At 44.8% G+C, this 12,116-nt stretch carries 12 protein-coding genes; 10 read left to right on the top strand and 2 right to left on the bottom strand.

Features of this window, described 5'->3' with window-relative positions:
• Window positions 1-258 precede the first annotated feature (258 nt).
• From NSTC731_RS21230 to NSTC731_RS21195, 8 genes are all read left to right on the top strand, one after another.
• Entirely contained in the window at window positions 259-417 is a 159-nt protein-coding gene (locus tag NSTC731_RS21230) for a hypothetical protein (protein WP_445626674.1), read from the top strand.
• A 6-nt stretch (window positions 418-423) separates the two neighbouring features.
• Window positions 424-1,662: an acyl-CoA dehydrogenase gene (locus NSTC731_RS21225; protein ID WP_445626673.1), complete on the top strand. Its 1,239-nt coding sequence runs from the start codon at window positions 424-426 to the stop codon at window positions 1,660-1,662.
• Window positions 1,663-1,878: 216 nt separating this feature from the next.
• Window positions 1,879-2,304: a hypothetical protein gene (locus NSTC731_RS21220; RefSeq protein ID WP_445626672.1), complete on the top strand. Its 426-nt coding sequence runs from the start codon at window positions 1,879-1,881 to the stop codon at window positions 2,302-2,304.
• A 209-nt stretch (window positions 2,305-2,513) separates the two neighbouring features.
• A complete protein-coding gene (locus NSTC731_RS21215; protein WP_445626671.1) occupies window positions 2,514-3,587 on the top strand; it encodes an aliphatic sulfonate ABC transporter substrate-binding protein in 1,074 nt (357 codons plus the stop codon).
• Window positions 3,588-3,728: 141 nt separating this feature from the next.
• Window positions 3,729-4,490, top strand: coding sequence for a class II aldolase/adducin family protein (locus tag NSTC731_RS21210; protein WP_445626670.1), 762 nt, complete (start codon window positions 3,729-3,731; stop codon window positions 4,488-4,490).
• A gap of 46 nt (window positions 4,491-4,536) precedes the next feature.
• Window positions 4,537-5,568, top strand: coding sequence for an ABC transporter substrate-binding protein (locus NSTC731_RS21205; RefSeq protein WP_445626669.1), 1,032 nt, complete (start codon window positions 4,537-4,539; stop codon window positions 5,566-5,568).
• A 61-nt stretch (window positions 5,569-5,629) separates the two neighbouring features.
• Entirely contained in the window at window positions 5,630-5,869 is a 240-nt protein-coding gene (locus NSTC731_RS21200) for a hypothetical protein (protein WP_445626668.1), read from the top strand.
• A gap of 245 nt (window positions 5,870-6,114) precedes the next feature.
• Window positions 6,115-7,557: an NAD(P)-binding domain-containing protein gene (locus NSTC731_RS21195; RefSeq protein WP_445626667.1), complete on the top strand. Its 1,443-nt coding sequence runs from the start codon at window positions 6,115-6,117 to the stop codon at window positions 7,555-7,557.
• Between the two features lie 58 nt (window positions 7,558-7,615).
• Here the strand turns inward: NSTC731_RS21195 and obgE are convergent, their stop codons facing one another.
• Window positions 7,616-8,644: a GTPase ObgE gene (obgE, locus tag NSTC731_RS21190; protein WP_445626666.1), complete on the bottom strand. Its 1,029-nt coding sequence runs from the start codon at window positions 8,642-8,644 to the stop codon at window positions 7,616-7,618.
• 194 nt (window positions 8,645-8,838) lie between these two features.
• On the opposite strand from obgE, the gene aroA reads away from it, so the two are divergent.
• Complete coding sequence (gene aroA / locus NSTC731_RS21185) at window positions 8,839-10,119, top strand: 3-phosphoshikimate 1-carboxyvinyltransferase (RefSeq protein ID WP_445626665.1); 1,281 nt, start codon at window positions 8,839-8,841, stop codon at window positions 10,117-10,119.
• A 124-nt stretch (window positions 10,120-10,243) separates the two neighbouring features.
• Here aroA and NSTC731_RS21180 read toward each other — a convergent pair whose 3' ends face one another.
• A complete protein-coding gene (locus tag NSTC731_RS21180) occupies window positions 10,244-10,906 on the bottom strand; it encodes a class I SAM-dependent methyltransferase (protein WP_445626664.1) in 663 nt (220 codons plus the stop codon).
• Between the two features lie 406 nt (window positions 10,907-11,312).
• Here NSTC731_RS21180 and NSTC731_RS21175 point away from each other — a divergent pair, with 406 nt between their 5' ends.
• Window positions 11,313-11,747, top strand: a complete 435-nt coding sequence (locus NSTC731_RS21175) for a CoA-binding protein (protein ID WP_445626663.1) — start codon at window positions 11,313-11,315, stop codon at window positions 11,745-11,747.
• Window positions 11,748-12,116 lie beyond the last annotated feature (369 nt).

The following is a 12,116-nucleotide window of genomic DNA, read 5'->3' as shown; positions in this document are numbered from 1 at the left end:
CTCATTTAATCGGCGGTAAGCGAAGCCATGCCGTCAGGCTTATCGCCTAACTCACAATTTGCAAAATTTTTCTCCCACCAGTTCAGCATTGCTCCTTCGAGTCGGATAAAAATTGTCCTTGAAGAAGTTCATAAATTTGGCATAAAACATATTGACAACTTGAGGAAAATTTGGGAGTATCAATCTACGGTAAACAGGTAGTTTTTTAGTATTTTATAAGATTTAAATACATCTAAAACCCTTACAGAGGAATGGTTTTTGTCGAGTGCAGTCGGTGGCTTGAATATGTTACCAGATGTAATCGCCTCAAGGCTGGAAACATTCTTCAATTTTGCAGTGCTAAAGTCGCGTCACCTAGAAATAGCAATTGCCTCACCACTCACCAACATAGATTTTCCACAGGATATTCGGAGATAGAAACTAATGATTAAGAGTCCAGAGAAACTTGCAGATACGACAATTCAGTTTTCGGCTCCGGTGAGAGCAAACTCGCCGGAACTCCAGCAGCTTTTTGATTTTATTGCTTTGGGAGCAAGTGAGCGCGATCGCGATCGCATCCTTCCTTATAATGTGGTTGAATTGATCCGGCGTTCCAGATTAGGCGCATTGCGAATCCCCGTAGCTGAAGGTGGTGGCGGTAGCACCGCACGCGAACTATTCGAGGTCGTAATTCGCTTAGGGGATGCCGATCCGAACGTCGCTCACATTGTGCGGAATCATTTCTCTATCACAGAGCGGATTTTGCGTTCTGAACGCACCCCAAGGAATCGTCGCTGGCTCAAAGCCGTTGCTGATGGCGCGATTATTGGACTCGCTTCCACCGAACTAGAAGTCAAGCGATCTGGTGGTGGTCAAGTCGCGAATACAAAATTAACACCCGATGGCAACGGCTATCGTCTAAATGGGACGAAGTATTACAGCACTGGCAGCCTTTATGCAGACTTGATTTTTGTGCGTGTACTAGTACCTGATGGCACTAAAGCGTTTATACTGATTCCTACTAACCGCGAGGGGATTGACCTTGTGGACGACTGGGACGGCTTTGGACAAAGACTCACAGGTACGGGAACGACTACCTTCACGAATGCACGTGTAGAGGCAGATGAAGTAATTTTTGAGACAGATACAGACAAAGACAACCTACCCTACAATATCGTCCCGCAATTATTTTTAACAGCAATCAACGCCGGCATTATTCGCAGCGTTCTGCGCGATGCAACAACCCTCATCCGTACCCGAAAGAGGACTTTCTACCATGCTGTATCCGAGCAAGCCTCAGAAGACCCAATCTTGCAGCAGACTGTCGGACAGATTGCCGCCAATGCCTTTGCTGCCGAAGCAATCGTTTTGGCAGCAGCTGATGCTCTCGATCGCCTCCCTGCTGCCCAAGCTCAGGGTGAAGAGGCAGAAACGGCTGCGGCACTGGCAGCTTCTCTGAGTGCAGCCAAAGCCAAATTGATTGTCGATGATTTGGCTCTACGTTCGGCTACTTTGTTGTTTGAAGTGGGTGGGGCTTCTACAACAAAGAAAAGCTCAAACTTTGATCGTCATTGGCGCAACGCCCGTACCTTATCCTCACACAACCCAAATCATTTTAAGGCTCGTGCGATCGGCGACTACGAGATCAACGGTACACCATTGCCGCAACGCGGATTCTTCTAATTTTGTTCAGACCCCTGACTTCTAATATCGTGTCCCGTTAAAGACTTATCATTAAGATCGCAGGGGGGCAGGGGAGCAGGGGGCAGGGGGAAAGAGGGTTTCCTGGTTTTTGCACAAATGTGCGAATTATAACTAATTAGGCGGACATGATATAACTTGTAGCAATTGATCGGAAGTCGGGGATCTTGCTGGCAACCGAAACCGTTGAGAGGAACTATGAGTGCAATTGATACTACTTCTTTGAGAGCAAGTAAAGAGGCGATCGCTAATGGTAGACTTGTCCGCACTCTCCTAAATCCGCTTATTGTCGTGCGGGAAACTGAAAAAGAGGCAGAAGAATATGCTCAGGCGATTATCGATCGTGCCGATTATCAGTCAATTGCTGCACGTTCTAGCATTAGCAGCGATGCACATGCCTGGAGGGGGCATCAAAAGGGAAATCTGCGTCATGGCTTTGGTAGTGCGATCGGCGGTAATGTGCAGTTAATCGGTTTACCCAAACAAATCACCGAACAACTTTTGCAACTAAATAAAGCTGGTGTCGATGGTTTCCAGCTTGCCTTTTATGATTTTGAACCCGATCTGGATTTCTTCGGTAAGTGCGTTCTACCACTATTGAAACAGGCTGGACTTAGATTTTAAGGGGAATTGGGGGTTGAAATTTAACCTGCACTAAATTCTTATAGTCAAAGATAAAGAAATATTGATTGGATTTGAACAGCCCATTAAAAGGTGGTATTTATATCTTATACTACGGTAAGTCAGTCGATTTAGTGTAATTTAGTCCCTATCATCATAGATATGGCTGCTTAAACTCCTAAAAATTGATAATTGATATCAAGGAGTCCATTGTGGGGAATTATTTCAATGAACACCGTTTTCAGTACAAAGAAAAATGTTCTGCTAGTACAATCTTCGTAGTTGCAGTGTCTCTTCTGAGTTTGATAGCTTCTGGTTGCAGTCAACAAAAAGCTATCAACGTCGTAGCAAACTCAGATTCCTCCTCAAAAACTCTCACTACCAAAACTACAGAGAAAAACAATGTGATTCGCTTGGGCTACCAAAAAGGCGGGATTATTCCCATTGCGCGTCAACGAGGTGAGTTAGAGCGTCAGTTAGCCACGCAAAATATCAAAGTTGAATGGAGTGGCCCATTTGACCGTTGTGCTACGCTTTTAAGTTCTCTCAATGGGAATCGGGCAGATATTGGTGGATGTGGTGATATTCCTTCGATTTCTGGAATCGCTGCCAGACAACCTCTTTGTATTGGCTCTGTACAGCGTCCTAGTCCAGATTCTTTGAGTAGTGCCATCTTAGTTCGTGGTGATTCTCCTATTCAAAAACCGACTGATTTAGTAGGTAAAAAAGTTGCTGTTAATCAAGGTGGTGCAGGCGAATATCTGTTATTAAAAGTTTTGGAAAAAGAAAAGATTCCTTCATATAAAGTTCAGCGAGTTTATCTATCACCGAATGATGCTGCACCTGCTCTATATCAAGGTTCTGTTGATGCGTGGGCAGTTTGGGAACCTTATATTTCCATTGCAGAATTAGAGCATAAGGCACGGAGAATTACCACTACACACCCTGCTCCTACCTACGGCATTATGATTGTTCGTACTGATGCAGCTAAAGAAAATCCTGTAGCTGTAAAAGCTGCTCTTACTGCTTTGAGTCAGGATGGTGAGTGGTTAAATCAACATACTAATGCTGCATCAGATTTTTTAGTTAAAGAGCTAAAAGTCTCTGATGCGGTAGCCAAGCAGGTGACTAAAAATCGAGGCCCAGAGTCTTACGTATTTCCTAATACTGAAGATATCGCCAAGCTTCAGAAAACAGCTGACTGGTTACTAGAGCAAAAAATTATTCCGCAACGAGTAGATATTGCGACAGCAGTGTGTCCGTTAGAAACTACCGCCGCTAGGTAGGAAAGATACAGTATTTGATCCATATCGTAAGTAATGATACTGGTAATATTTGGCGACATTATTATCATCCCCAACAAAAGAGTCTGCGGTCTTTACGCTCTGGATATTCCAATGTACTTATAAAACAAGAAAGAGAAAATCATGGCAAATTTCACTAGACCACAACCGCCAGTCTTTGAACGAGTTGAAGAAGAACGACTCTATCGCAAACAACGCCTTGCGGCTGCATTTCGGCTATTTGCTCGTTTTGGCTTTAGTGAGGGAATCGCAGGCCACATCACCGCTAGAGATCCAGAGTTTACCGACCATTTTTGGGTAAATCCCCTTGGCAAGTACTTTGGTCACATCCGAGTTTCTGACTTGATTTTGGTCGATAGAGAAGGCGAAGTTGTCAAAGGTAATGCTCCTGTCAATCGCGCCGCTTTTGCGATTCATTCCCAGGTTCATGAGGCGCGACCTGATATAGTTGCAGCTGCTCATGCTCATTCTCTGCATGGTAAATCTTGGTCAAGTCTTGGTCGCCTGCTCGATCCCCTAACTCAAGATGCTTGTGCTTTCTATCAAGACCACGCTCTATTTGATGACTATAAAGGAGTAGTTTTAGATACTTCAGAAGGTAAAAGAATTGCTGAATCTTTGGGAGATAAGAAAGCTGTCATCCTGCGGAATCATGGCTTTTTGACGGTGGGACAGACAGTAGACGAAGCTGCTTTTTGGTACATTTCTTTTGAGCGATCGGCTCAAGCCCAACTGCTTGCAGAAGCAGCTGGTAAACCACTTCCCATTGACCACGAAACAGCAACTTTTACTCATAACCAAGTAGGAACCCATTCCGGTGGTTGGTTTAGCTTTCAGCCGCTCTACGACCGAATTGTAGGCGAAGAACCAGGCTTACTAGAGTAGTTGATGGTTATTTTTCTTGATTGTCTTTTTATACCCAAAAATTAACGTGTTTACCAATTGGCTGCGGCAAAATTTTTTCTTCTCTTTGGGTTGCTTGTTAATAGCAACAACAGCTTGCTCAGAGGTTAAGTCTACCAGTCCGGCAACGATCGCTACTAATCCTAGTGCATCCCAAGTCGCACTATCGAATACAACTCAACTGCATGTTGCTAAATTTAAAGGTGGCTGGGACTTAAATTTAAAGTTAGCTAAACTAGATAATTTCCCTTACACAACTCAATTTACTGAGTTTACTGGGGGTAATTTGATGGTACAGTCAATCAATGCTGGTGCGATTGACCTGGCTTCAGCTAGTGAAATTCCGCCGATTTTTGCGATTGAATCGAAAGCATCTGTAAAAATTATTGCCACTCTCAAAGGGCCCACGGTTGGTCAAGTTGTACTCGTACCCAAAAACTCGACTGCCAAAACGATCGCTGACCTCAAAGGTAAGAAAGTGGGTTACGTTAAAGCTACAACTGCCCACTACTTCCTGATTAAGATGTTGGAAAAAGTCGGGCTAACGATGAAGGATATCAATACAATTCCTTTATCGATACCCGATGGACTAGCTGCTTTTCGTAAAGGACAGCTTGATGCTTGGGCTACCTACGGTTACTCCATCCCCCAAGCCAAAAAAGAAGGGGCGCGGGTGCTGGAATCTGCAAAAGATATTTTGAGCGGTAACTTCGTAATTATTGCTTCACCCAATACGATCGCCGATCCCCAAAAGAAAGTTGCAATCGCCGATTTTCTCTGTCGTTTGCAGAAATCCCAAACTTGGCGGGAATCTAATCTCAAGCAATGGTCGAAGAATTATGCAAATACCATTGATGTTGATGAAGGCATCGTTTATCAGGATGCCAAGGAAGGACAACAACAGCGTCGTCAAGAATTACTTCCTGTTTCTGACGAGGCTATTGCTTCTCAGCAAAAGGTTGCTGATACCTTTTTTCAAGCGGGTGTAATTTCCACAAAAGTTGATGTTAAACAACTTTGGGACAGCAGTTTTAACGAAGATATCGCCAAATGCCAATAATTGCAGCAATAAGTAAAAAGCTAAATGTCAACATCACCTTATTTTTCATCAGGGTAAAAATATGTTTCATGGAATAGAAAGAGAATTATTAAATGGAGTACCTTGGTTATTTGGGCAACAGTCTCAATTCCCACATCATCTGCAATTATTAGATGAGCAAGAACATGAGATCCGTGATATTTGGGAATTTCCACCACAAGAATCTGCCGATCGCGAGCGTGTTTTTAAGCAGGAGATAAAACAGTTTGGGATTTTTAGCAAACTAAAAAGTTTTTCTTTAAAGGCTATCGCCAATAAATAAAGATAAGCATTATCAGCTACTCAAACTAATAGAAAATTTCAACTAATTTGCAATGTGCAGTACACCTTTACCGGGGTAGCTTCTTTCAAGTATTGGGATGACATCAGCACCGCTTCGCTAACAGTCAATAATTATCTATTTGTAAAACTGAATATTAGGTACACTAATTATTAGTTACTCATGATATTATGCTTTTCAGTATCTACTAATCTCGATAAAATCTCATTTCATCTTCAAATACCGACATGACAACAACGACTGACCTCGATTTTGCTGCACGTGAGGCGTTGCGCCTACTCGGCCCCGATCCCGAAAACTGGGTGAGCGATCGCGCAGATATTGACCACAATGTGACGATAGTAGGCGGTAGTGGCAGTGGCAGCACCTTTGCATTTGCCCTGCGGCGTGTCGGCATTGGCCGCGTGACAGTCATCGATGAGGCTCTTGACGAAGCCCATGCTGGCGTGTGGCTGACGCGGGCGCGGATGAAAAAGCTACGCACACCGAAAAACCTGCCAGGGCCAGAACTGGGCATTCCGGCGCTGTCATTTCAAGCTTGGTACGAGGCGCGGCACGGTGTTGAGGCATACGCAGCCATTGACCGGATTCCACGAGTGGCGTGGGCTGAGTACCTCAGCTGGTATCGGCATTTTCTGAGCATTCCAGTTCGGTATCAGACGAAGTTGGTGCGGATTGAGCCAGACGCAGATTTCTTTCGTCTACACCTAGAAGTGAACGGTATCGCCCAAGTGGAGACCACACGTAAAATTATCTTCGCCAACGGTGTAGCTGGCACTGGTGGCCCAAACATACCGCCTGTATTGGCATCTCTGCCACGCACCTTATATGCACATACCGCCGATGAAATCGACTTCAACAATCTGCGTGGCAAAACAGTAGCAGTGCTGGGTGCTGCGGCCTCAGCCTTTGATGCGGCAGGAGTGGCACTTGAATCAGGCGCTAAAGCAGTACATTTGTTCGCACGACGGTCAGCGATCGCATCTGTAGCAGTGAATCGCGTGCGAGGTTATCCTGGCGCTTACTATAACTATCCGCAACTACCTGATGCAGCTCGCTGGTTCCAAGCTTGGCGCTTTCATCAAGTTGGCTCTACGCCACCACCAGATGCAATCGAGCGGGTAATAGCGTTCTCTAACTTCCACCTGCATCTATCCGCACCGTGGAAATCTGCTCATAACCAGGGGGATCGCATCGTCGCTCAGGTAAATGATGATGTTTTCGAGTTTGATTTTGCGATCGCTGGTACTGGCTACTTTGTTGACCCGACAAAGCGCCCGGAACTCGCCGAATTTGCACATCATATCGCACTTTGGCGCGATCGCTATGAAGCCCCAGCCGACCAATGTGACGAGCGACTCAGCACCCACCCTTACCTTGGCAGCGCCCATGAATACCAAGAGAAAGTACCTGGCAATGCCCCGTACCTGAAAAATATCCATGTGTTCAATCCTGCTGGCTTCGTAAGCTTCGGTCTGCCCATCGGCGACGTACCCAGCATCCGACGCGATGTGCCAGCAGTAGTGGCAGGCATCAGTCATGACTTGTTCTTCGCTGACTGGTCATTACACGAAGCCCGGATCGCTAGCGGCAACATTTCGCCGGACTTCGACACGTTATTGTATGCAGACGCGGTATGGCAACAGCAAGCCAAGGTGGCAGTCAGCTAAATTTGCGTAGCGTTTATAATTCATATCAAAGTAGTAATTACGAATTACAAATTACAAATTATCTAAATGCTTCCACTTCTTCAGGAACCTTCATTTGGTCGAGAATTCCCCAGATTTCTTGTAACATCGGCTCTAACCCGGTGCGAGTAACTGCTGAAATCACAAAAACCGGCGCGTAGGAAAGATGATTAAGTTGGGTGGCCAACGCCTCCAAATCGACAGTTTCGCGATCGACTGCATCAATTTTATTCAGCGCCAAAATTTGCGGACGTTCTGCTAAACCCCGTCCATAAGCTTGTAATTCTTCCTTAATTGTGTAGTAGTCTCTAACCACATCATCACTAGTAGCATCAATTAAGTGAAGTAGCACCCGCGTGCGCTCAATATGGCGCAAGAAATCGTGCCCCAGTCCTGCACCTTGAGACGCGCCCTCGATTAGTCCGGGAATGTCGGCGAAAACAGTACCATCGCCTGTAGGTTTTTGCACTACACCCAAATTTGGGATCAGGGTAGTGAAGGGGTAGTCTGCGATTTTCGGACGTGCTGCTGATAAAGATGAAATTAAAGTGGATTTACCAGCATTTGGTAAGCCAATAATCCCCACTTCTGCCAAAAGTTTCAACTCTAGGCGCAGCTGCTTTATTTCTCCTGGTAATCCTGGGAGGGCATATTCTGGGGCGCGGTTACGGTTGCTCAAGAAATGCTGATTTCCCAGTCCGCCTTTACCACCTTGGGCAATCAGCAAAGTCTGCTTAGGTTCAATTAAATCCCCTAGCAGTTCGCCAGTTTCAGCATCATAAATGGTTGTACCGCAGGGAACCTCAATAATTAAATCCTTTCCGGCTGCCCCAGTGCAGTTATTTGGCCCGCCACGAGTACCCTTTTCTGCCTGGAAGCGATGGTTGTATCTAAAGTCCAACAAAGTTTGTAGGTTTTGTTCGGCAACGAAAAATACCGAACCACCTCTTCCCCCATTACCACCAGAGGGACCGCCAGCCGGCACGTATTTCTCTCGCCGGAAAGCGACAATCCCATCGCCGCCTTTACCAGCTTCAACTTCAATTTTTGCTTGATCGATAAATTGCATCTTTCTAGAGTCCTGTTAGCGGATAGCTGGCGTTGAGCCAGTGCTGAGTTATAGGCGAGTTATAAATTATAAGTTTTAAAATCTTATTCCTCACTACTTTACTTGTAACTCACACTCCCTACTCCCCTGCTCCTTTTGCTCAAGATATGGGAATATTATAAAGTTGTAGCTAACTGCCTACGTAGAGGTTTAAAGTGGATACCATTGCAATTCCTGCTCTAAATCGGCCAGTGGATGCCACGGTAGAAATTCCTGGTTCTAAAAGTCTTACCAATCGGGCGTTGCTTGTCGCAGCTTTGGCGCAAGGTGACTCCATTTTAGAAAATGCCTTATTTAGTGAAGACAGCGAGTATTTTGCTAAATGCGTAGAGCAATTGGGCATTCCCATTACTTTGAATCCTCAACTGGCACAAATTCAAGTGGCGGGAAGGGGAGGCGAAATTCCAGCTAAACAGGCAGATTTATTTGTGGGTTTGGCAGGTACAGCAGCACGGTTTATTTCGGCGCTGGTGGCACTGGGGAATGGTGAATATCGCTTAGATGGCGTTCCCCGGATGCGAGAACGACCGATGGGCGACTTGTTGACGGTACTGCAAACGGGTGGAGCAACTGTTAACTTTGAAGGACACTCAGGGTTTATGCCCTACACCGTCTATAGTCGGCAATTCGCTGGCGGAAATTTTCGCTTGAAAGCAAACCAAACAAGTCAGCAACTTTCGGCATTACTGATGATTGCGCCTTATGCTCAACAAGACACAATTGTTGAGGTTGAAGGTACGCTGGTTTCTCAGTCTTACGTGAAAATGACCTGTCGTCTGATGGCAGATTTTGGCGTGGAGGTGATGCAAATTGGCGATAATAAGTTTCAGATTAAAGCAGGTCAACGTTACCAAGCTCGACATTACACAGTCGAACCCGATGCGTCAAATGCTTCTTACTTTTTTGCCGCCGCTGCTGTCACGGGTGGACGGGTGCGGGTAAAACATTTGACCAAACAATCTTGTCAAGGTGATATTCTCTGGCTGAATGTTTTAGAACAGATGGGTTGCGAAATTAAGGATGCGGATGATTACACCGAAGTGACGGGGCCGAAGCAATTGCAAGGCATCGACATTGATATGAATGATATCTCGGATTTAGTGCAAACATTAGGAGCGATCGCCCCCTTCGCCAGTTCACCAATTACCATTCGTAACGTGGAACATATTCGATATAAAGAAACCGACCGAATTAAAGCTGTGGTTACAGAGTTGCGGCGGCTAGGAGTTGAAGTTGAAGAATTCGCAGATAGACTGAAAATTGAGCCTGGCCCAATCACCCCAGCAGCGATTGAAACTTATCACGATCATCGAATGGCGATGGCTTTTGCTGTCACTGGCTTGAAGGTTCCAGGGATTGTAATTAAAGATCCTGGTTGCACAGCCAAGACTTTTCCAGATTACTTTACCCGATTTTCCCAAATGTTAGAGCAATAAGAGCTATTTTCGCTAAACGCATACCAATTCAATTAATGATTGCAATACATTCTTGGGTGAAGACGCGATTCATCGCGTCTCTACAAGAAATGGTGTATTTGTCGCATTCTTTTTTTTATTGGTATTACTTTTTCAATGCCAGAGTTAAGCCATCGGCGATCGCTACTACACTAAGACTAACTCGCTGGTCTTGATGCAGTTTTTGATTAAAGGCACGAATTCTTTTAGTTCTATTATCTTGCACTTCGGGGTCGGCAACCCTACCTGACCAGAGAACATTATCGAGCGCAATCAATCCCCCCGGACGCACTAATTGCAGCGATCGCTCATAATAGCCATCATAGTTGCTCTTATCTGCATCGATGAAGACAAAATCAAAAGTTTCTGCTTCTCCTGTTGCCAGTAACCGATCCAAAGTCTGCAAAGCTGGGGCAATATGCAGTTGAATTTTATCCGCCACTCCAGCTTGTTGCCAATAACGTCTAGCGATCGTTGTAAATTCTTCACTAATATCGCAGGCTACTACCTTACCGTCGCTCGGTAATGCCAATGCCACCACCAGGGAACTATAACCTGTAAATACCCCAATATCCAAAGTTTTCTTAGCTCCCAACAATTGCACCAGTAATGCCAAAAACTGCCCTTGTTCGGGAGCAATTTGCATTCTACCTATGGGATACTGGGCTGTTTCGTGTCTGAGTTGGGTTAAAATTTCCGGTTCTCGAAGAGAGACTGACAGTAAATAGTCGTGGAGGTTTTGTTCGAGTCCTAGTGTTTTAGTTGTCATGGAAATTGGGGATTGGGCATTAGGGATTGGGCATTGGGCATGGAGAATAGCGAATGAGTTTTTAATACTCGTGGACGAGTCTTTAATACTCGTGAATGAGTCTTTTTTACTCGTGGATGAGTCTTTGATACTCGTGGATGAGTCTTTTTTACTCGTGGACGAGTCTTTTTTACTCGTGGATGAGTCTTTGATACTCATGGACGAGTCTTTTTTACTCGTGGACGAGTCTTTGATACTCATGGACGAGTCTTTGATACTCGTGGACGAATCTTTTTTACTCGTAGACGAGTCTTTGATATTCGTAAATGATTTTTTTAAAGCCAAAATTATATTTAAATGCAACTCAGTATGATAAACAAAACGATGTCTACAACGGGCTACGCCTACGCTCAGGATATTTTAAATCATGCCAAACCTTAAAGAAGATGATAACGCTCTGCGCGAGGTGTTGACCCAAGCCAAAATCATCGCTGTTGTGGGTCACTCTGATAAACGCGAACGCACCAGTTATCAAATCGCCCAATTCTTGCGGCACAAAGGCTATACAGTTTATGCCGTCAACCCGCAAATTAAAGAAATTGACGGTCAACCCAGTTATGCTGCACTCCAAGAATTACCCGAACCTGTGGATATTGTTAACGTGTTTCGTCGTTCTGAGTACTTGCCAGAAATTGTAGATGAAGCAATTTCCATCACTGCTAAAACTGTGTGGACACAACTGGGTATCTGGCATCAACCATCAGCACAAAAAGCTATAGATGCAGGACTTAATGTGGTTATGGATGCTTGTATCAAAATTGAATATCTGCGGCTGAGAGTAGGATTAACAGGGAATATTTAGTTTTTATGCCTACAGATATTCTAACAATCATTTAGATTGTAATTCTTATGCAAAAAGCGTAATTTACCGCCGTAGGCATCTCACAAACATTAGACTTCTTGGCATTTGTCGGGAAAAGGGAAAAGGGGAAGGTGGGGTCCCCTCTGGGGATAAGGGGCGGGGGAAAAGGTTCTGCAAAAGTCCCTTTCCCCTTTAACCTTTACCCTTTTCCCCCTCTTGCAAAAGTGCTTTTTGCAAGAGGTCTATTCTATGTATGTGTAGAGATATTGCATACCAAGTGTTTGTTTGAGTTACTTGCTTAAACCCTTCTAGAATAAAAACTATTGTAGGTAATTTTATTACTAAAGTTGTTTTTATTGTGGGAGGTTA

Source organism: Nostoc sp. DSM 114167 (assembly GCF_052692655.1).
This window is presented reverse-complemented; position numbering and strand designations above follow the sequence as displayed.